Genomic DNA, 20,300 nt, shown 5'->3' on the forward strand with positions numbered 1-20,300 from the left:
GCCGGGCCTGATGTACGCGGTGCGGAAGGCTTAGCGCGTCAAATCATCGAAGAATTTTTTCACACCGTCGAAGAAGCTCTTGGAGCGCGGGCTGTTGTTCTCGCCCGTCGGGCCACCAAAGCTGTCCTGCAGATCTTTCAGCAGTTGCTTCTGCTTTTCGTTCAGGCCAACCGGCGTCTCAACAACGACGCGGCACAACAGATCGCCCTGCGCGCCACCACGGACGGACTTCACGCCCTTACCGCGCATGCGGAACAGTTTACCGGTCTGGGTTTCGCTGGGTACTTTCAGCTTCACGCGACCATCCAGCGTCGGCACTTCGATTTCACCGCCCAGCGCCGCCATAGCAAAGTTGATCGGCACTTCGCAGTACAGGTTATTGCCTTCACGCTCGAAGATAGGGTGCTGTTTCACCTGCACCTGAACGTACAGATCGCCTGCCGGTGCGCCATGCTCACCCGCTTCGCCTTCGCCGCTCAGGCGGATGCGATCGCCGGTGTCCACACCTGCCGGGATTTTGACGGACAGGGTTTTGGATTTCTCCACGCGGCCATGACCGTGACATTTGTTGCACGGATCTTTAATTAGCGTACCGCGCCCCTGACAGTGCGGACATGTCTGCTGTACGGCAAAGAACCCCTGGCGCATCTGTACCTGGCCGGAACCATGACAGGTCGGACAGGTTTGCGGCTGAGTGCCGGGTTTAGCGCCGCTGCCGTGGCAAACGTCACACTCTTCCAGCGTCGGAATGCGAATCTCTTTGGTGACGCCGCGAACCGCTTCTTCCAGCGTCAGATCCATGTTGTAGCGCAGGTCTGCGCCACGGGCTGCACGCTGACGGCCACGCCCCCCGCCGAAGATATCGCCGAACACATCGCCGAAAATATCACTGAAGTCAGCGCCGCCGCCAAAACCGCCGCCGCCGAATCCACCGCCACCCATTCCGCCCTGCTCAAATGCAGCATGGCCGTACTGATCGTAAGCCGCACGTTTTTGGGCATCGGTCAGGACTTCGTAGGCTTCTTTTATTTCTTTAAATTTGGCTTCAGCCTCTTTATCGCCCTGGTTGCGGTCCGGGTGATATTTCATGGCCAGGCGTTTATACGCCTTTTTGATTTCACGCTCTTCCGCTGTTTTCGGAACGCCTAAAATCTCGTAATAATCTTGCTTCGCCATCGGTTTATCTGCCCCTTAACATACGAGCACGGGCGTGGAGAAAACTCCGACGCCCGTGCTGGTTATCTACCCTGCATCAGGGCGATTATTTTTTGTCTTTGACTTCTTCGAACTCGGCGTCGACAACATCGTCATCTTTCGCGTTGTTCGCGGAAGCATCAGCGCCCGCTTGCTGCTGTGCGTGCTGCTGTTGCGCGATTTCCAGCAGTTTCTGAGAAGCCTGCGCCAGCGCCTGCATTTTCGCTTCGATTTCAGCTTTGTCTTCGCCTTTCAGCGCAACTTCCAGCTCGCTCAGTGCAGACTCGATAGCCGTTTTGTCTTCTGCCGGCAGTTTATCGCCTGCTTCTTCAACCTGCTTACGCGTGCTATGCAGCAGATGATCGCCCTGGTTACGGGTTTGCACCAGCTCTTCGAATTTACGGTCAGATTCCGCATTCGCTTCTGCTTCACGAACCATTTTCGCGATTTCTTCTTCGTTCAGACCCGAAGAAGCCTTGATGGTGATCTTCTGCTCTTTACCGCTGTTTTTGTCTTTCGCGGAAACGTGCAGGATACCGTCAGCATCGATATCGAAGGTGACTTCAATCTGCGGCATACCGCGCGGCGCCGGGTTGATACCATCCAGGTTGAACTGACCCAGAGATTTGTTATCGGACGCACGTTTACGTTCACCCTGCAGCACATGGATGGTTACAGCGGACTGGTTATCTTCCGCAGTAGAGAACACCTGGCTGTGCTTGGTCGGGATGGTGGTGTTTTTGTTGATCAGCGCAGTCATCACGCCGCCCATGGTTTCGATACCCAGCGACAGTGGGGTAACGTCCAGCAACAGAACGTCTTTAACTTCACCAGTCAGAACACCGCCCTGAACCGCAGCACCGATAGCAACGGCTTCATCCGGGTTAACGTCTTTACGCGGCTCTTTACCGAAGAACTCAGCCACTTTTTTCTGCACCATCGGCATACGAGTCTGGCCACCGACCAGGATCACGTCGTTGATGTCGGATACGGACAGGCCAGCATCCTGCAGTGCAACTTTCAGCGGCTCGATTGAACGGTTAACCAGATCTTCCACCAGGCTTTCCAGTTTCGCGCGAGTCACTTTAATGTTCATGTGTTTCGGACCGGTCGCGTCTGCGGTGATGTACGGCAGGTTCACGTCGGTCTGCTGTGCGGAAGAAAGCTCGATTTTCGCTTTTTCTGCCGCTTCTTTCAGACGCTGCATCGCCAGCGGATCGTTGCGCAGATCGATACCCTGATCTTTCTTGAACTCTTCCACCAGGTAGTTGATCAGGCGGCTATCGAAGTCTTCACCACCCAGGTGGGTATCACCGTTAGTAGCCAGTACTTCGAAGGTTTTTTCGCCGTCAACTTCATCGATTTCGATGATAGAGATATCGAACGTACCACCGCCCAGGTCGTAAACCGCGATGGTGCGGTTACCGGTTTCTTTATCCAGACCGTAGGCCAGCGCTGCCGCTGTCGGTTCGTTAATGATACGTTTCACTTCCAGACCTGCGATACGGCCAGCGTCTTTGGTTGCCTGGCGCTGAGCATCGTTAAAGTAAGCAGGTACGGTGATAACCGCTTCAGTTACCGGCTCGCCCAGGTAATCTTCGGCAGTTTTCTTCATTTTTTTCAGCACTTCGGCAGAGATCTGCGGCGGTGCCATTTTGGTGCCTTTTACATCAAGCCATGCATCGCCGTTATCAGCAGCAATGATTTTGTACGGCATGATGGCTTCGTCACGCTGGACTTCTTCGTCCTGGAAGCGACGGCCGATCAGGCGTTTGATCGCAAACAGGGTGTTTTGCGGGTTCGTCACGGCCTGACGTTTAGCCGGCTGACCTACCAGAGTTTCACCATCCTGTGTGTAAGCAATGATAGAAGGAGTGGTGCGATCGCCTTCAGCATTCTCCAGCACACGAGCCTGAGTGCCATCCATAATGGCTACACAAGAGTTGGTTGTCCCAAGGTCGATACCAATAATTTTACCCATCTAAACGTCTCCACTAAAAATTCGTCATCATGTGGTTGTGAACCTGTAATAAGGGCGAAACGTGCTGTTTCAACCACCCTGTATCGTTTTTTTTTCAGGCCCACACACTGCGGTTGACTACAAGATGGGGTCGCTAAGCGGCTCATCAAGGGGCAAACGATAAAAAATTTTTTAATTTACACCTGTTCAGATCATAGACAGGCCCATTACCGCTATTTATGATGCCGCGCCCCGCCAGTTCAACAGGGTGCGGGGACTTTCATTTCTCCCTTTTCATATTGATTTATTTTGAGGAATTATGGGCAAGCCAAAATTCATTTAGGAAAAGAAAAAATCACATTAGCGTTAATGATAATCATTCCCAAACACAGAATTTCGTGATAAAATAACCGAACACCAGGAAAACACACAAAACAGGAGACATATTGACCCCAACGCCCATGCTGCCAGCGTTTGCAGCGCCTACAGATGAGGAACGCGCTACCCTCGCCGCGATCCTGAATGACACCGGCCTCCGTGCCACAGTCCCCCGGATTAATGTCTTGCATTACCTGAACACAACCGATATTCCCGTAACCGCTGAGATGACCAGCCGGTGCGTTGACGTGCCACTATCGACTGCGTACAGAACGCTCACCGCACTCGAAATTAATCACCTCGCCGGAGTGACCTTCGCGCGTGGTGATGTCACACGCTGGTTCCGTTTCCTCCCGGATACACCGCAGCACTGTCCTGCATGTGGGCAGAGCTTTTACGGCGAATACGCCTGACCACCTGAGACACAAGTACTGACGAGATGACCGCATATTACGGTCACGCCAAATGACGCTCACCAGAGAGCGCCATAGACCCGCTACACCCTTTACTCACTGATTACGGAGAACAACTATGATTACAAAAAGACAGGCTCAGAGAGCCGCAGAGAGCGATTTACAGGCATTTATAACTGAGGCCGCCGCCCGGTTCAAACCCGACGCAACCGTATTAGCCGCGCGGATCGAAACCGCCGTCCAACGTTACACCGCCAGCAGCACCACACAACGTTTCCACGCCGCCGCGCCGCTGGCAATCCAGCAACTCCAGGAGAAGATATTGGAGGGGTGGCGATACGATATCGGCATCCCGCAGTCCGTTTACGTTGCCGGTACGGGGAATATGAGTATCACGCTCCGCAAACCGGCGGAGCTGGTGGAGCAGGAGATAGCTGACCTGAAACGGCAGGTTGAGGATTCATACCACAACGAACTCGCCGCCGCGATGGAACGTGAGGTTGATAAACTGGTGCAGGACGCCGCCAACGAGGCACAGCGCCGTGCAGAGGAAGCCGCAGCCGCAGAACGGGACGCTATGCGCCAGCGTCTCCGCGATATGCTGCTGACCGGGGCGACAGCATGACAGCTACCAAAACCAAAAGCGGGCCACCAGCGCCCGCACATATCGACCCGGATGCACTGGAGCGAGCTATTGCCGCCGCTCGCACAATCAAAGCTGCCAACCCGGACAGGTACAAATCGCTGCCCGTCCAGCCGGAGGTTAAACGATGAAAATTTACGATATCACCGTGACGGGAACAACCGCCGACTGGCTGGCCGCCACGCGCGGGAATATACCTCTGCCGGTGTTCGTTCGTAAGCTGCTAACGGAGATCGCCAGCAATCCGGAAAAATATAACGACCTGACCCAAACCCTTAACGACTCAGTGGAGTGCAAATGCCAAACCCGAACAACGAAAAAATAATTGTTAACGCCGCCAATGATTCCGATGGGATCTACATCGACGAAAAAAACGAACATGAGCGACTGGCACACCAGTTTGCGGAATACCTGATTAACCAGGGCTTCATCTATCTGGCTCGCAAAAACGGTGCAGACCTGTATAGCACGTTGACAGGTAAATTCCATCCGTTCCACGCGGAGACTAACCTCTATCAGCAGTGGCTGCGAAAACAGCCAGAGCACAGCGGTCACAATCCCCTGTTACACGATATTCTCCGCCAGCGGATTAAATACGCATCGGCGCGTGAGTTTATCCCCGGAGGCGCTCGCCCTCTGGTATACGAAGCGGACGGTGTACCCGTACTGAATACGTGGAAGCCATACGAACCACAGACAACCGACACAGCCGGTATTGATTTGTCACTCTGGGTTGAATATCTGGAACGCCTGTTCCCGGACGCTGGCGAGCGGCACACCGTTGTACAATGGCTGGCGCATATGTTCCAGCACCCGGAGGTTAAACCCTCATGGCACCTCATGCTGACGAGTGCGACCGGCACAGGGAAAGGATTCCTGTTCGATCAGGTTCTCTCATCCCTGCTATGCGGGCAGGCATCGTTACTCAGTTCGTATGACCGACTAACCGGCCAGTTCAGCACAGTAATCGCTGACAATTTGCTGGTGTTCTTGGACGATTGCCGCAGTAGCTCAAAATCACTACATACCCGTTTGAAATCCCTGCTGACAGAGCGCCACCAGCAGATCGAGGAGAAGCAGGAGCAGGCCCGGATGGTCTCAACTTATACGCGGTTTATCCTCGCCAGCAACGAGCGACGCCCGATCCGCTTTTCCCCGAACGAGCGTGAGCGCCGTTGGTTCGTCGTCCGGTTCATGGAGCATCGCCATAACCCAGAAGAGACCGGCGAATTTATTGGTCGATTAGCGCAATGGCTAACGCAGGATGGCAGCCTCGATGCCATTTACTGGTGGTTGATGGCCTGTGACCTGACCGGGTTCAACCCGCATCATTGCCACGTGACGGAGACACTGGCGGAGATGCAGGAACAATCGCGATCCATGCTGGATATCGGGTTATCCGACTGGCTGGAGTCAAACCGGGTCTTCAAAATGGAAACGGTACGCCTGCTGTTTGATGCACCGGCAGACCTGATTAAGCACAGGCTGGAGGAACTTGGATATCGACAAGCGCCAATCAATACCAATGGGCAGGGGGTAGATCGCTCTCGCTACTGGTTCCCGGCAGACTGGAAACCCAAAAAGGCGGCGCAGTGGCTGGAGGATGCAGCAGACGGTACGACAGAGCAATTCTGACAGGGAGCTACACGCTCCCTTTTTTGCGTCCATCAGTCGAAAAAACCCAAATAATCCCACCCATACAGAAAATAATCCCACGACAATCCCAGAATGAAAACCAATAAAATCATTACAAATCAACAATTAATATAAATAATCCCGATAAGCCCAGCAATCCCGCATCCTTATTTATATACAACGTTAGTTACTGTGGCGCACGCCAGTAAGCAACAGGGGCAGCCGTAGGCAAAGCGAAGCGCCGTGTGCAAATCTAAAGTGGCGGCACTGTTCCTGGCTAAGGGACAACGCCGTAGCGCTAAACAAGATTCGACTCCACCGGGCCAGCCTTATGCACACGAAAAATATCTGGGATCATTTCCCATGACAAATTTGTCGCCAGCAGGCACAGCAACGCCCACAGCGATCTACACGACGCCGGTTTTCCCACATTAAATATATTTAAATATTTGTTATTTAACAAAAATAAAGCGTTGCATTAGTGAAAGAGAAAAGCACGGTCAAGTTTTCACAAAGGGTATACCTGAAATGAAGAGCGCAATCGTGAACAAAGTCATTCACAATGAGTAGTAAAAATTGACTCTATGTAGATAGTTCACGTAAAATAATGATATGATAACTTAATGTGAACAAAAAATAATGACAATGACACACGCATACCTCAGGGCATCCACCGACGACCAGGACGCGACACGCGCTCTTGATACACTTAATTACTTTGTGGAAAAACACCAGCTAACAAATGTTGTTCACTACGTTGAAAACTTCTCTGGTGCCAAGCTGGAACGCCCGGAACTTACCCGGTTACTTGCCGCTGCCGAGGATGGTGATTATTTGCTGGTGGAATCTATCGACCGCTTGACCCGGCTCCCCGCTACACAATATGAAGCCTTAAAGGCTCGTATTGAAGAGCGCGGCTTACGTGTCATTGTTGTGGATCTGCCGACCTCCCACGATGCGTTAAAATCCAAACCTGGTGATCGTATAATAGAACTTGTCAATGGTCTGATGATGGACATTGCAGCCCATTATGCACACGAGGACTACACCAAACGCCGCCAGCGTCAGGCGCAAGGCATCGCCAAGGCTAAGGCTGAAAACAAGTACAAAGGCAGACCGGCAGATATCAATCTGCGAAGTAAGATTGAGTCGTACCTCAACAAAGGCGGGAATACCTATGCTGAGATCGCGAAGTTATGTGATTGCTCCATTGGCATGGTCGCCAAGGTGAAGAAGATTTTCGAAACTCCCTGACAAATCACAATCACAACCATCGCCAGCCTGGTCTGATATTTTCCAAAGATTCAGAGCAACTATTACGAACGGTGCAAATCGGTTAGGCCGTACTGCTCGAGCTACATGATATTTGCGCCGCTGGCTATGTATAAGGTAGTGGTACTTCTGAAACCTTCTCGGCGGGGGAGGTGAGAGGGCTCGGGGATATTGCTCCCCCCCTGCGTCAATCAGTTACTCAAGCAAGCCATTCAACGGTGCTCACGTTGCGTATAAACAGCTATTTCCGCACTCCTAAAGTGCAATTGGCTATACTTATTCTTTTTAAATAATCCGCCTTGTTTCGATGGAGATTATTTCATCTTGGTTACAAGTTTGATGAAAAAACAGACATCACTGAAACTGCGTATCCCTTGCCAAAGAAGTCGTAGAGAAACACGATTCCGAAATGCCTTCTTTATATCAGTACGCTTTTGTACGCGACGTCGATATAGCCCGAGAAAATGCCGTGCTTCAACCAGAGCATGGCGCAGAAGATAACTACGTATCAGGCGATTTTCCGGCAGATGCGCCTGTTGGTGTAATTCATCTATGACATCAATATAATCCAATGCACGATAATCAAAATAATCAGCCCGATGGGTAATGGATGCAACATTGGTTCGCCAAGTATAATCCTTGTGATCCGAGATGTAGAACACCCCATTACTTACTGCCAGTTGCACGGACCAGAGGATATCTTTGTGGCTTTTCCCCGCATGGAACACTATTCCATGCTTATGCAGGTAGGCTGAACGCGTTATCTGTAACCAGAGATAATGTGGCCACTCTCGTTGACTGACACAATGACGAATCCATTTGTGTCCAGTTAGCTGTTGCCTGTAAAGTTGCTTACTGTGTACAGGTCTGGCTGGTTCACCATCAGCTCCACACCAAGCATTAAAGAGCACTACGTCAGCCTGAGTTTCAATAGCAGTGCACCAGCGTTTGTAGATAAACTCGTCAGCAACACAGTCGTCAGCGTCAAGAAATATCACCCATTCGCCACAATGAACGGCTAACGCCGCATTCCTGGCGGCGTAGACGCCTTGGTTTTCCTGCTCCAAAAGGATAATGCGAGGGTCATTGTATCTTTGGACTATATTGCTGGTAGCATCAGTCGAACCATCGTTAACGACGATCAACTCCATCTCTACACGGTTTTCCTTTAGAAGGCTATCGATTAGCCCACCAATTGTGGTTTCAGCGTTATAGGCTGGGATAATGATACTGACATCTGGTGTAAGAGACCGCACTAATTGTGCCCCTTCTTGCGCTGTTCTGGTTGACGGATCGGCAGGGCACACTTCTCCCGAATCTCCTGGTTGGTATCTAAAAGGCAGGAATCACAATATTTATCGTCAAGAGCAAATAAACGCTCCAGGATGTTTCGCTTTTTCCCGCAGCGGGCACAGTTATGCATATTGATATTCCTGGTGGATTAATTGCAGCGAGGAGATTGAGTTCAGGATAGCCTTATCGATATCGTATCATTGATCAATTTTATAGATCAATTGTCAGGGTCCAACTTGGTTTACCTGACAGTAGAAGGGAAAAGCAGAGATGGCCATCCACAGAGAGAAATCGAGATAAAACGATATGCACTGATTATCAGTGGGTTGTTGATGGCTTTCTGCGTCCAACGCCAGGCGCATCACGCTGAACAATCCAGACAAGCAAGAACTACCCAGAGGAAAGCTCCTGTGGAGCCTGTTCATTTACACCAGTAGTGCCTCAGGTACGTTGACTTACATCACCAAGTCAAAGCATTGCTCATACAGTAAGACGTTGACCACAGACGATGCGAAATAGGCAGGTAACTCTACATCACCCGCAGCACCAGAATAATTTTCAACTACTTGCTAACAAACCATGACGCTTTCAGTGGAGGAAAAGCAGATAATATCTCATCCACTTTGTCATGCTGCGCCTTTATCAACTCGCCGAGCTTGGAAGACAGAGCAGGCTCAATGCCATCATGCATCTCAACACTCTGATCTTCGATATGTATGGAGTACCCTCGGCGAATCCAGCCTCTATTATCGGTCTGAATCTCGCCTTGGTAAATAAACTGTTGACGATCATAAACATCAAAAATCAGCTTTAAGGCCTTATCTTCGCCCTTACCGATCGTGACGCAAGCTATAACCGCCCGGACAACCTCCCGGATATTCAACCGGTCTGGATCTGTTGTGTCCTCAAGCAACTCGGGGGTTATCAACTCCATCGTATCAACGATTTTTTCAATCTGCTGGTCACGGGAACCTTGCAACAATTCGCGCTGAGTTAACTTGTCCAGATCAACCAAAATGGCGGACTTTCTGGACTCAAATCCTTGAAGCATCGCCACCAGGGAGCCAAGATTTCCGCCCATTGAGATCGCAGTTGTGGTGTTATCGATCTGCAACTGTATAGCCTCCAATTCACTCCGCTTAGAATCTATCAGCCCGGAAATTGATTGCTCTGAATCCTGCTTATCCATCACCAGCGAGATATAACCGGTTATGAGCGGCTGTAACAAACACCGTTCAACCAACGCGCCCGAAACACTCCAGGCTTTGCAGGACGACATTCGTTTTTTCCCCGATTCGCACATATAGCGGATTTTGCCCTGCTTACTGGATGATGTCATGGCACCACCGCAGTGACTACAGCGCAAAATCCCCATACCAGAAAGTAGCGTGATCACCTGTTTTTGCTCCCCCTGTGGCATCTTGTTGTTACTGGCTACATCTTGAAGTCTTGCAAACTCAGCAGCTGTACAGACGGGCGGAAAATAGCTTTCCAGATGATGAGTAACGTTGTTCAGGGTTAAAACCTTCTCCCCCATCAACGCGCGATTCAACCGCATTTTCTTAATATTCGGCACCGTCCAGCGCACTTCTTTTCTTTCGTTCTTACTCTTCTTCCCTGCCGGTGGCGGATAAATCTCACTGTTATCGTTCAGGTAGTTGGTCACCCGATAGTTACCCCAGCCGGACAGTAAAAGTCTAACGGCCTCTTTAGCAGCCTTGAAGTGTGTTGGGTGAGGCTTCACGGCTTCGTTATTCGGCCCGGAAGCGTCGATCCACCAAGGAGAAGAACCTGCACTTTTTATATTTACAGGAAGCCCGGATCGATATCGTTCAATCAGTTTAAGCGTGGTTTCAAAGGCACGCTTTTGTTTGGTGAGAGATTCCTCGTTGGCTCTCATAAACAGCAGAATGGACAGCATCAAATCCGTGGGATTTTGGTTCACACTATCGCGGGTAAAAATCTTCCCATCCATACCGGTGACCAAAGTCAGTCCCAATCGCAGGAGACGGAGAAAGAGTTCGTTGGCGGTGGTGGCATCTGCACGACTCAGACGATCAAGATTTTCAACGTACAGCCACGAATCAGAGGGAATAACCCCACTTTCTACAGCAGAAATAAATCCTGCTAATTTCCCGCTTGTGCTATTCTTCGCGCGAAACGCTGAGACGCCCGCATCAAGGAGCTGGACATACTCCAAACCATGAATAGCAGCGTACTGTTTCGCCTTTTCAGTCTGACGCTCCAGGGAAGTATTTCCTGTCTGTTTGTCAGTGGACCAACGTACATAGGAATAGAGTTTTTTCATGGCTCACACAGAAAATAATAAAGATTCTGAGATTATCACCTTTTCGAACTTGGGCAACACTAAGTTGGCTAATCCGGCTCCGCTGGGCTTAATGGGTTTCGGCATGACCACTATTCTGCTTAACCTGCACAATATTGGTTTATTCCCAATGGACGGCATTATTCTGGCGATGGGCATTTTCTATGGCGGTATCGCACAAATTCTCGCGGGCCTGCTTGAATATAAAAAAGGCAACACCTTTGGTTTAACTGCATTCACCTCTTACGGTTCTTTCTGGTTGACGCTGGTCGCTATTCTGCTGTTTCCGAAAATGGGCCTTGCGGATGCGACAAACGGCCACTTCCTTGGCGTTTATCTGGGGATTTGGGGCGTCTTCACCCTGTTTATGTTCTTCGGCACGCTGAAAGGCGCTCGTGCGCTGCAGTTCGTTTTCCTGAGCCTGACCATACTGTTCGCCCTGCTGGCGGTAGGTCATCTGGCTGATAACGAAAGCATCGTACATGTCGCGGGCTGGATCGGTCTGGTTTGCGGCGCGAGCGCCATCTACCTGGCGATGGGCGAAGTGCTGAACGAACAGTTCGAACGCACAGTTCTGCCAATTGGTGAAAAGCATTAATTCCTGCGCTGAATTCTAAAATGCGAAGCCTGGCTTCGCATTTCTGCTATACCACTATTCCTGATATTTTCCCGCCCTCAGCCGTTACAGTCCTTAATTAAATTGGCGCATAAGAACAGGATATTTCGCTATTAATTATTCCCGGCCGTTCAAACTGAAAACGGAGCCTGCGGCTCCGTTTGTTTATGCTTGCTCTACCGGTCGCTCCGCTACGCTATCCTGATGATGGAGATCCTGGCGCAGCCAGATCCCCAGCGCCAGACCAATCAGCGACAACGCCAGTACATACCAGGCCGGCGCCATCGGCGAAACGCCCATTAGCATGGTCACCGCAATCGGCGTCAGGCCACCGAAAATAGCGTATGAAACGTTATACGAGAATGAGATTCCCGTGAAGCGAACCTCCGCCGGAAACGCCCGCACCATCACGTAAGGAACCGCGCCGACCACGCCAACGCACAACCCCACCAGGCCATACAGGACAAAAAGCTGCTCAGGGTGTGCGCCCACCAGGTGATAGAAGAACCAACTGGTACAGGCAAGCAGCACGCTGCCAATGATAAAAGTGCGACTGGCACCAAATTTATCGACCAGCAGCCCGGCGGCCAGACAACCGAAGCACAGCATAATGGTCGCAATGCTGTTGGCCTGCAACGTCAGGGCCGGAGCAAAGCCATACTGTTTTTGCAGCCAGACCGGCGACATCAAAATGACCACAACAATCCCGGCGGAAAGCAGCCAGGTCAGCAGCATGGAAATCACCACTGCTTTTTTATGTTTCAGCACGACCGATTTAACAGGTAATTCCTGCGCCAGCGCTTTACGTTGCTGCATCTCAAGAAAGATCGGTGTTTCTTGCAACCAGCGGCGCAGATACATCGCCACCAGGCCAAATGCGCCGCCCAGCAGGAACGGAATACGCCAGCCACCATCATGAATAGCTTGCTGGGTCATGCTGGTATTAACCAGCGTCGCCACCACCGAACCGAGCAAAATCCCTACGGTCAGGCCCGCAGTCAACGTACCGCAAGCAATACCGATGCGACGCGCCGGAACATGTTCCGCCACAAACACCCACGCGCCAGGCACTTCGCCACCGATGGCCGCGCCCTGTAAAACACGCATTGATAGCAGCAACAGCGGTGCCACAATGCCTGCTGAGGCGTACGTTGGCAGCAAGCCAATCGCCAGCGTCGGCAACGCCATCAGCAGAATACTCAGGGTGAACATTTTCTTGCGCCCGACCAGATCGCCGAAGTGCGCCATGACAATACCGCCGAGCGGACGCGCCAGATAACCGGCGGCAAAAATGCCAAAGGTTTGCACCTGGCGCAGCCATTCCGGAATATCCGCCGGGAAGAAAAGCTCGCCGACGACAGCGGCGAAGAAGACGAAAATGATGAAATCGTAAAACTCCAGCGCACCGCCGAGGGCAGCAAGCGTCAGCGTTTTATAATCCTGTTTGTTCAGAGGACGAGTGGGATTTGACATAGCGAACCATTTGTAAATAGGGAGTGCTGATTTAATTATTACGAATTGTGTAAATTAAAACTTACTATACCGTAAATGAATCAACACGCCATGGTTCGCCGTCTTTATTTCAGAAAAGATTAACTTTTAGGATAATGTTTCGCGCCTTGCATTTTTAGGCCGGAAAGATGCTACGACTTGCGGATTGGTTTCAACGTAAGGACCGTCAAGCAGCTGTACACAATACGGTACGCTGGCAAAAATACCGGGCACTTTCACTTCGCCGTCCGCGCTTTTTAATCCTTCCAGCGTCTCTTTGATCGATTTGGGCTGGCCGGGTAAATTCAGGATCAATGCCTGTTTGCGGATCACGCCGACCTGGCGGGAGAGGATAGCCGTCGGTACAAAATTGAGGCTGATTTGGCGCATCTGCTCACCAAATCCCGGCATTTCGCGATCGGCAACCGCCAGCGTCGCGTCCGGCGTTACGTCGCGTCGCGCAGGCCCCGTGCCGCCGGTTGTCAGCACCAGATGGCAGCTCATTTCGTCCACCAGCTCGCACAGCGTTTGTTCGATGATGCTTTGCTCGTCCGGGATCAACCGGGTCTCAATCTGAAACGGGGTGGTCAGCGCGCTCGCCAGCCACTCTTCAAGCGCAGGAATGCCCTTATCCTGGTAAATACCGCTGGATGCACGATCGGAAACCGAAACTAAACCAATGCGTAGTGTGTCCATATTCATTCCGTTCAAAAAAACTATTTAACGAAATGATACACGCTGAGGGGAAAGGCAGACAGTAGGGAAAGAAGAAGCGTGCCCGGCAAACCGGCCACGCCTGAAGATTACAGCAGATCGCCGATCATTTTTTCCAGTTTTTCCTGGTCAACGGCAAACTTACGGATACCATCCGCCAGTTTATCCACCGCCATCGGATCCTGGTTATGCTGCCACAGGAATTCCGCTTCGGTGATGCGTTCCGGACGCGCTTTCACTTCGCCGGTATACGCCAGTTTGCGCTCAATGGTACCAGCACTTTCAGACAGTTCTTTCAGCAGCGCCGGAGCGATGGTCAGACGGTCGCAGCCTGCCAGTTCGATGATTTCACCGGTATTACGGAAGCTGGCGCCCATCACCACGGTTTCATAACCATGCTGTTTGTAGTACTGGTAAATTTCGGTTACGGAAACCACGCCCGGATCTTCTGCCGGCGCGTACTCTTTCTTGTCGGTGTTGGCTTTGTACCAGTCGAGAATACGGCCTACAAACGGGGAGATCAGGAATACGCCCGCTTCGGCACATGCGCGCGCCTGCGCGAAGGAGAACAGCAGCGTCAGGTTACAGTTAATGCCCTCTTTTTCCAGCTGTTCCGCAGCGCGAATACCCTGCCAGGTAGAGGCCAGTTTGATCAGGATGCGATCGTTGCTGATACCGGCATCGTTATACATCTTGATCAGACGTTTCGCTTTGGCGATAGAGGCTTCGGTGTCGTAAGAGAGACGAGCATCAACTTCGGTAGAGATACGGCCCGGGATCAGTTTGAGGATTTCCAGACCAATGTTCACCGCCAGGCGATCTGTCGCGTCAACAATCTGCTGCGCGCGATCGCTGCTCTGAGCGCGAGCCCATGTTACGGCATCATCGATCAGCTTACGGTATTCCGGGATTTGCGCAGCGCCAAGGATCAGAGAAGGGTTCGTTGTTGCATCCTGCGGCTGGTACAGTTTCATTGCCGCAATATCTCCGGTATCAGCCACGACTGTTGTGTACTGACGCAGGGAGGTCAATTTATCCGTCATGATAGTATTTCTCTTTAAAGATACCCTGAATAATCCATGTCAGGCTCACGACACGTTTGCGCCCCTGAAGCACAACCGCAGCCAGCGCACCTGAACGTGAAGTATGACGAGTATACTTGTTAGGGGGATGTAACCGGTCTGCCCTGATGATAACACGACGACCTGCCAGCGCAACCGCAGACAATGCTGTGTAAATAGTATGGTAAACTCTCCTAATTAATTGCCTGCGAAGTGATGTGCTTCCAATGACAGCCTCGCCCCAGGTTACAAACCCGGCATCAACAAGAGGAATGTTAATGCCTGAATTTTTCTCGTTTATCAGTGAAATACTCTGGGGCTCATTCATGGTGTACCTGCTGGCGGCGGCGGGTATCTGGTTTGCTGTCCGCAGCCAGTTTGTCCCCTTTCGTTTTCTGCGCGACTTTGGGAAAAGCCTTAAAAGCAGCCGCACCCCGCAACCCAACGCGCTCACCGCTTACCAGGCACTCTGTCTGAGCCTGGCAACAAGGCTGGGCAGCGGCAACCTGGCGGGCGTGGCCTTTGCATTAACCTCCGGCGGGCCTGGTGCCGTTTTCTGGATGTGGATCTCTGCGCTTATCGGCATGGTGATCAGCTTTGCCGAATGCTCTCTGGCGCAGCTGTATAAAGAGCGTGATACGGAAAATCAATTTCGTGGCGGCCCGGCATGGTATATGGCCCGCGGTTTAGGTATGCGCTGGATGGGCGTACTTTTCTCAGTGTTCCTGCTGCTTACGTATGGCCTGGTGTTTAATACCATTCAGTCCAGCGCCGTCGCACGGGCCATGCACTTTGCCTGGGGCGTTCCGGGAATCGCCAGCGCCATGGCACTGGCGCTCTGCGTACTCTTTTTCATCGTTCGGGGATTAAAACCTGCCGCCCGGCTGATGCAGTGGTTGGTGCCAGTAATAGGGCTTGTCTGGATCCTGGTCAGTCTGTGCCTCAGTCTTTGGCATGCCAACTTACTGCCAGGGATTTTTACCACCATCATCAAAAGCGCTTTCGGCTGGCAGGAAGCAGCGACAGGCACGATGGCTTATACCCTGAGTCAGGCGATGACCAGCGGTTTTCAGCGCAGTATGTTTGCCAACGAGGCCGGGCTGGGATCGTCGCCTAACGCCGCCGCTATGGCCGCTTCATGGCCGCCGCACCCGGTAGCACAGGGAATTGTGCAAATGATCGGCGTGCTGACGGATACCTTCCTGGTCTGCACCGCCAGCGCACTGGTATTGTTGCTGGCGGGTACGGTTCCGCTAAGCGACGCATTTGGTGGCATCCAACAGCTTCAGCAAGCCATGGCTTCATTGACCGGGGGCTGGGGTGCGGGCTTTGTCGCCTGTATCGTCGTGCTCTTCGCATTTACTTCGATCGTCGCGAATTATATTTATGCGGAAAATAATCTGATCTTTTTACGCTGCAACAGTAATCGAAATCTCTGGCTGCTGCGCATCGGTATTTTATTGATGGTAGTGGCAGGTCCCATACTCAGCGTACCGCTTATCTGGCACATTGCCGATGTCGTGATGGCGCTAATGGCGATGATTAACCTGACCGCCATTTTGCTGCTTTCACCGGTTGTCAGAGTGCTGGCCCGCGACTATCTGCGCCAGCGCAAACTGGGAGTCATGCCGGTCTTCAACCCGCAGCGTTATCCGGAAATAGAGCGTCAACTGGCGCCAGGCAGTTGGGATGACATTCCCCGCTCGTAGCGCTAATCGCAACTATCGATCAAGTCTGTCGGTTTTTTTGCTAAAGTCAGCGGAAATTTCTCGCACAGCAAGGACTGAGTATGCTGATTCTGATTTCACCTGCCAAAACACTCGATTACCAAAGCCCGCTGGCGACAACGCGTTTTACCCAGCCGGAACTGCTGGATCACTCGCAGCAACTGATTAACAGCGCACGTAAGCTCTCCGCGCCGCAAATCAAAGCGCTGATGGGGATCAGCGACAAGCTGGCCGATCTGAACGCTACGCGTTTTCACGACTGGCAGCCTGATTTCACTCCGGAAAATGCGCGCCAGGCTATCCTGGCATTTAAAGGAGATGTCTATACCGGCTTGCAGGCAGAAACCTTTAGCGATGCGGATTTCGATTTCGCGCAGCAACATCTGCGTATGCTTTCCGGTTTATACGGCGTGCTGCGTCCGCTGGATCTGATGCAGCCGTACCGGCTGGAGATGGGCATTCGCCTGGAAAATGCTAAAGGGAAAGATCTCTACCAATTCTGGGGCGATGTGATCACCCACAAACTCAACGAAGCCATTGCGGCGCAAGGCGATGAGATCGTTATCAACCTGGCCTCTGATGAGTATTTCAAATCGGTCAAAACGCAAAAGCTGAACGCCCGGATCATTAAGCCGGTGTTTCTTGACGAGAAAAACGGCAAGTTCAAAGTCATTAGCTTCTACGCCAAAAAAGCACGTGGCCTGATGAGTCGTTTTATTATTGAGAATCGCCTGACGAAACCGGAGCAATTAACCGGGTTTAACAGCGAAGGCTATTTCTTTGATCGGGAAGTTTCATCGCAGGAAGAGTTGGTGTTTAAGCGGCACGAACAGTAAGAAAAACCCTCTCCTGCTCGGGAGAGGGTCAGAAAGGCTATGGATGGCGATGCCAGTCATCATCCGGCCCGCCACGGTGATCGTCATGGCGATCATCATGCCGGTCGTCAAAGTGGCCGTGCGGCTGCCAGCGGTTCTCACGCCATTCGTAGTGTCTCTGCCACCAGCCATGATCGCGCCAGTGCCCGCCATCCCAGTAGTTTCCACCGCGGTCGCGATCGCCGATTTGCAGTTTCACTGCCGGCACAAGGGTGATTTCTGCGGCCTGAACAGCCAGAGGAGCCACCAACATCATGGAAAGCGCTAACATCACAGGTTTCAACATAGGTTACTCCTTCGCATCATCTTGCCCGTTATGGGCCGATGTCAGGAGATTACGCAACGCCAGATGATGTTGTTATTGTCCGCAATCCTAATCTCTGAACCCCCGCATTTAATGGGAATTCATCCGTTTTCCCTGCCATTTTTCTACATAATTTCTCCCTGATTCCCCCGCTTGCAGGCAGGGGAAGCAGAGAAATTACGCGTTACGCATCATCAACTGGCGTAATGCCGCGAAATCCGCAGGTAACTGATGGGAAAGCAGCGGCAGATCCGCGCGATCCGCCAGTTCCTTCGGCAACGGTAACGGTTCGCCCAAAATCTCTTCTACGCTCTCTTTGAATTTCGCAGGATGAGCCGTACCGAGGAACAGACCGTACTCGCCCGGATTAAGCTGATCGCGCAGGGCGCGATATGCAATCGCGGCATGCGGTTCAGAAACGTAACCTTTATCCTTCAGCTCGCGCATGGCCGCTTTCGTCGTTTCATCGTCCACAGCAGCGTAACCCAGCTCATTCAGACGCCAGATTTTACGGCGGAACAGCTCTTCAACGCGCGGCCAGTTATTTGGCTGGCTAACATCCATGGCGTTTGAGAGCGTCGCTTGCGTTGCTTTTGGCTGCCATTGCCCCTCTTTGAGGAAACGCGGCACGGTATCGTTGGCATTGGTCGCTGCGATAAAGCGTTTGATCGGCAGCCCCAGCGATTTCGCCAGCAAACCAGCGGTCAGATCGCCGAAGTTACCGCTCGGTACGGAAACCACCAGCTGGTTGCGCGCTTCCTGTGGCAACTGCGCAACCGCTTCGAAGTAGTAACAAATCTGCGCCAGCAAGCGGCTGATATTGATCGAGTTCGCCGAGTTCAACCCCAGCGCGGTCTTCAGTTCTTCATCGTCGAAGGCCTGTTTCACCAGCGCCTGGCAGGCATCGAAGTCGGCATCAATCGCCACAGTTTCGATATTACCGCCCAGCGTACAGAACAGTTTTTCCTGCAACGGGCTGATTTTGCCTTGCGGATAGAGGATCACCACGCGCACATTTTTCATGCCGTAGAAGGCATGAGCAACCGCAGCGCCGGTATCGCCCGAGGTAGCAGTCAGGATGGTCACCGGTTTATCGCCGCTGATGGCGCTCAGCATCTGCGCCATAAAACGTCCGCCGAAATCTTTAAATGCCAGCGTTGGCCCATGGAACAGCTCCAGACAGCCGATATCGCTCTCTACCGGTTTAACCGGTGCCGGGAAAGCAAACGCGGCGCGTACCCGCGCTTCCAGTTCGTCCTGCGGAATTTCGTCGCCAATAAAAGCGGCTAGGATCTTCGCGCTGCGGCTGACGAAATCCTGCTCCAGCATCGCGTCGATTTCCGTCAGGTTAAATTCCGGCAGCTCGTGCGGGAAAAACAGGCCCTGATTTTTGCCAAGCCCCTGCGTTACGGCCTGCGCAAAGCTGACCTGCTCGTTGTGATCTTTTAAGTTGTAGAGTTTCATTGGTTATCCCACTACTCGTGCGCCCGCCGTATCCAGCCGGCAAATATGAACAAAGCCTTCCTGATTCTGCAGATAGTGTTTGCCAAGCCAGTCGGCTACGCGCTGAGCGGTATCCGGCTTATCGCATAAAGCAAACAGCGTTGGCCCGGAACCGGAGATCCCACAGGCCAGCGCGCCAATATCGGCCACTGCCTGACGCGCTTCGCCAAAGCCCGGCAGCAATTTCATGCGGTACGGCTCGGCAATCACGTCTTTCATCAATTTTGCCGCCAGCGCGGGCTGGCGGGTGTAGCAGGCGTGAATAAAGCCCGCCAGATGCCGCCCGTGAGCGATGCAATCCTGACGGCGATATTGCGCGGGCAAAATAGCGCGCGCTTCCGCCGTTGAGACTTTAATGCCCGGATAGGCCAGCACCCACAACCATTCATCAAAGCCTGGCACCTGCTGGCTGATAATGCCGCTTTCCTCGATCATCAACTGCATACCGCCGAGGAAACAAGGCGCGACGTTATCGTAATGCACGCTGCCTGAAATACGCCCTTCCAGCTCGCCCATCAGCGCCAGCATGCGCGTATCATCCAGCGGTTTACCGCAATACTCGTTCATCGCCACCAGCGCGGCAACAACGGAACACGCGCTGGAGCCGAGCCCCGAGCCAATCGGCATGTTTTTTTCCAGCGTCATTGCCACCGGAACCTGCTTGCCAATCGTCTGGCAGAACAGTTCCCAGCACTGATAAACGATATTTTCCTGCGGTTCAGTCGGTAATTTACTGGCAAAACGGCCAATATTCTTCAGGCTGAAATGTTCAGCGGCTTCCACCGAAACATTATCGCCCAGCAAAGTTCCATCTACCGGCGTCACCGCCGCGCCCAGCACATCAAAGCCAACACTCATATTGGCGCTTGAAGCCGGAGCATACACCTTCACCATG

The 20,300-nt window shown here is 52.3% G+C and carries 18 protein-coding genes; 8 read left to right on the forward strand and 10 right to left on the reverse strand.

Annotated elements, in window-relative coordinates:
• Nucleotides 1-30: 30 nt before the first annotated feature.
• Both dnaJ and dnaK read right to left on the reverse strand, forming a co-directional pair.
• Nucleotides 31-1,176: a molecular chaperone DnaJ gene (gene dnaJ, locus Y71_RS23015; protein WP_007373081.1), complete on the reverse strand. Its 1,146-nt coding sequence runs from the start codon at nucleotides 1,174-1,176 to the stop codon at nucleotides 31-33.
• Nucleotides 1,177-1,261: 85 nt separating this feature from the next.
• The gene (gene dnaK / locus Y71_RS23020) at nucleotides 1,262-3,175 is read right to left on the reverse strand and encodes a molecular chaperone DnaK (protein ID WP_007373080.1); all 1,914 of its coding nucleotides are present in this window, start codon (nucleotides 3,173-3,175) and stop codon (nucleotides 1,262-1,264) included.
• 888 nt (nucleotides 3,176-4,063) lie between these two features.
• Between dnaK and Y71_RS23030 the strand changes: the two genes are divergently transcribed.
• The 5 genes from Y71_RS23030 to Y71_RS23045 all read left to right on the forward strand — a co-directional run bounded on the left by Y71_RS23030 (nucleotide 4,064) and on the right by Y71_RS23045 (nucleotide 7,477).
• Nucleotides 4,064-4,570 (forward strand): hypothetical protein, encoded by a 507-nt coding sequence (locus Y71_RS23030; protein WP_007373079.1) that lies wholly within the window; start codon nucleotides 4,064-4,066, stop codon nucleotides 4,568-4,570.
• Complete coding sequence (locus Y71_RS30450) at nucleotides 4,567-4,719, forward strand: hypothetical protein (RefSeq protein ID WP_007373078.1); 153 nt, start codon at nucleotides 4,567-4,569, stop codon at nucleotides 4,717-4,719. Before Y71_RS23030 ends, Y71_RS30450 begins: the two co-directional genes overlap by 4 nt.
• Complete coding sequence (locus tag Y71_RS23035; protein ID WP_007373077.1) at nucleotides 4,716-4,913, forward strand: hypothetical protein; 198 nt, start codon at nucleotides 4,716-4,718, stop codon at nucleotides 4,911-4,913. The genes Y71_RS30450 and Y71_RS23035 overlap by 4 nt, the downstream gene beginning before the upstream one ends.
• Nucleotides 4,886-6,223 (forward strand): primase-helicase family protein, encoded by a 1,338-nt coding sequence (locus Y71_RS23040; protein ID WP_007373076.1) that lies wholly within the window; start codon nucleotides 4,886-4,888, stop codon nucleotides 6,221-6,223. Before Y71_RS23035 ends, Y71_RS23040 begins: the two co-directional genes overlap by 28 nt.
• A 639-nt stretch (nucleotides 6,224-6,862) precedes the next feature.
• Entirely contained in the window at nucleotides 6,863-7,477 is a 615-nt protein-coding gene (locus tag Y71_RS23045) for a recombinase family protein (RefSeq protein WP_035943144.1), read from the forward strand.
• A gap of 332 nt (nucleotides 7,478-7,809) precedes the next feature.
• Here Y71_RS23045 and Y71_RS23050 read toward each other — a convergent pair whose 3' ends face one another.
• Both Y71_RS23050 and Y71_RS23060 read right to left on the reverse strand, forming a co-directional pair.
• The gene (locus Y71_RS23050) at nucleotides 7,810-8,802 is read right to left on the reverse strand and encodes a glycosyltransferase (RefSeq protein ID WP_007373074.1); all 993 of its coding nucleotides are present in this window, start codon (nucleotides 8,800-8,802) and stop codon (nucleotides 7,810-7,812) included.
• Nucleotides 8,803-9,350: 548 nt separating this feature from the next.
• Nucleotides 9,351-11,096, reverse strand: coding sequence for a recombinase family protein (locus Y71_RS23060; protein ID WP_007373073.1), 1,746 nt, complete (start codon nucleotides 11,094-11,096; stop codon nucleotides 9,351-9,353).
• Between the two features lie 49 nt (nucleotides 11,097-11,145).
• Here Y71_RS23060 and satP point away from each other — a divergent pair, with 49 nt between their 5' ends.
• The gene (gene satP, locus Y71_RS23065) at nucleotides 11,146-11,712 is read left to right on the forward strand and encodes an acetate uptake transporter (protein ID WP_007373072.1); all 567 of its coding nucleotides are present in this window, start codon (nucleotides 11,146-11,148) and stop codon (nucleotides 11,710-11,712) included.
• Nucleotides 11,713-11,895: 183 nt separating this feature from the next.
• Here the strand turns inward: satP and Y71_RS23070 are convergent, their stop codons facing one another.
• From Y71_RS23070 to tal, 3 genes are all read right to left on the reverse strand, one after another.
• Nucleotides 11,896-13,203 carry an MFS transporter gene (locus Y71_RS23070; RefSeq protein WP_007373071.1) on the reverse strand — a complete coding sequence of 436 codons (1,308 nt, stop codon included), beginning with the start codon at nucleotides 13,201-13,203 and terminating at the stop codon, nucleotides 11,896-11,898.
• Nucleotides 13,204-13,329: 126 nt separating this feature from the next.
• The gene (mog, locus tag Y71_RS23075) at nucleotides 13,330-13,917 is read right to left on the reverse strand and encodes a molybdopterin adenylyltransferase (RefSeq protein WP_007373070.1); all 588 of its coding nucleotides are present in this window, start codon (nucleotides 13,915-13,917) and stop codon (nucleotides 13,330-13,332) included.
• A gap of 107 nt (nucleotides 13,918-14,024) precedes the next feature.
• On the reverse strand, nucleotides 14,025-14,978 hold the full coding sequence (gene tal / locus Y71_RS23080) for a transaldolase (protein ID WP_007373069.1): 954 nt from the start codon (nucleotides 14,976-14,978) through the stop codon (nucleotides 14,025-14,027).
• Nucleotides 14,979-15,274: 296 nt separating this feature from the next.
• Between tal and Y71_RS23085 the strand changes: the two genes are divergently transcribed.
• On the forward strand, nucleotides 15,275-16,705 hold the full coding sequence (locus tag Y71_RS23085; protein WP_007373068.1) for an alanine/glycine:cation symporter family protein: 1,431 nt from the start codon (nucleotides 15,275-15,277) through the stop codon (nucleotides 16,703-16,705).
• Nucleotides 16,706-16,785: 80 nt separating this feature from the next.
• Complete coding sequence (yaaA, locus tag Y71_RS23090; protein WP_007373067.1) at nucleotides 16,786-17,559, forward strand: peroxide stress protein YaaA; 774 nt, start codon at nucleotides 16,786-16,788, stop codon at nucleotides 17,557-17,559.
• A gap of 37 nt (nucleotides 17,560-17,596) precedes the next feature.
• On the opposite strand, the gene Y71_RS23095 is transcribed toward yaaA, so the two are convergent.
• From Y71_RS23095 to thrB, 3 genes are all read right to left on the reverse strand, one after another.
• A complete protein-coding gene (locus Y71_RS23095) occupies nucleotides 17,597-17,884 on the reverse strand; it encodes a DUF2502 domain-containing protein (RefSeq protein WP_007373066.1) in 288 nt (95 codons plus the stop codon).
• A 195-nt stretch (nucleotides 17,885-18,079) separates the two neighbouring features.
• Nucleotides 18,080-19,366 carry a threonine synthase gene (thrC, locus tag Y71_RS23100; RefSeq protein WP_007373065.1) on the reverse strand — a complete coding sequence of 429 codons (1,287 nt, stop codon included), beginning with the start codon at nucleotides 19,364-19,366 and terminating at the stop codon, nucleotides 18,080-18,082.
• A gap of 3 nt (nucleotides 19,367-19,369) precedes the next feature.
• Nucleotides 19,370-20,299, reverse strand: a complete 930-nt coding sequence (gene thrB, locus Y71_RS23105) for a homoserine kinase (RefSeq protein WP_007373064.1) — start codon at nucleotides 20,297-20,299, stop codon at nucleotides 19,370-19,372.
• Nucleotide 20,300 lies beyond the last annotated feature (1 nt).

It is taken from the genome of Kosakonia radicincitans DSM 16656 (assembly GCF_000280495.2).
Classification (GTDB): domain Bacteria; phylum Pseudomonadota; class Gammaproteobacteria; order Enterobacterales; family Enterobacteriaceae; genus Kosakonia; species Kosakonia radicincitans.